Source organism: Rhizobacter sp. P2_H2 (genome assembly GCF_056403375.1).
The window spans coordinates 1-816 of record NZ_JBFUFP010001622.1 but is presented as its reverse complement, the minus strand read 5'-3'; the positions used below and the strand labels follow the sequence as shown (position 1 = coordinate 816).

The window sequence follows — 816 nt, the reverse complement described above, 5'->3', positions numbered from 1 at the left end:
GACGAGGACGGCCGCTGGTGGGACCTGGGCGAGCACACCGATGCGCCGGCCGCGCGGCGCGCCGCCGCCAGCCTGCGGCTCTTCCTGCTGCACCTGCACCAGGAGAGCGAGGGGATGCACGTGGTCGAGCACGTGCTGCTGCGCCCGCTCGCGCCGGGCGGCCGCGCGCATGCGGCGCTGAACCTGAAGCCGGGCTTCCACGCGCTGCGCGTCACGGTGCTGATGCCGGGCTGGACCGCGCGCACCCGCCAGCCGGCGTTCCGCCGCTTTGCGCAGGACACCTTGCGCATCAACTGCCCGGCCCACCTGTCGCTGCACTGCCTGTGGCTGGAGATGGAGGCGATGCAACGCTTCGAGGCCTGCTGGGTGCCGTGGCTGGCGGCGCGCGAGGCGCTGGCGGCCGCACCCGGTGATGCGCACCTGGCCGAGCAGGCGGACGTGGCGGCCTGCCGCGTGATCCCGTTCGTGCGCCAGCCCGGCGACACCCCCGATGCAGGAGGCGAGGGCGACGAGCCCTTCGTGCAGGGCCATGCCTGACGCGCACCTGATCGAGCACCTGCATGTCGACGTCGGCTTCGACGCCGCGCTGCCGGCCGACGAGGCCGAGGCGCGGCTCGCCGCGTTCATGCAGGGCCCGGCGCTGCGCATCGTCGACGAGTTGTTCGACGAGGCCTGCGCGCCCGACGAGGTGTGGCGCATCGACGAGCTGGCGATCGACCTCGGCGAGGTGCCGGTCGACGCGATGGAGGACGAATGGGCGCTGCGCCTGCGCGAGCGGCTGCAGGACCGGCTGGCCGACCTGCGCGGGCCCGGCGG

Annotated in this window: 2 protein-coding genes; both read left to right on the top strand. The window is 74.6% G+C overall.

Annotated elements, in window-relative coordinates; genetic code table 11:
- The coding region (locus AC1D15_RS35180) for a hypothetical protein (RefSeq protein WP_477829728.1) at positions 1–537 on the top strand (537 nt) is incomplete at its 5' end.
- On the top strand, positions 530–816 hold a 287-nt coding region (locus AC1D15_RS35175), incomplete at its 3' end, for a contractile injection system tape measure protein (RefSeq protein ID WP_477829727.1). The genes AC1D15_RS35180 and AC1D15_RS35175, both read left to right, overlap by 8 nt.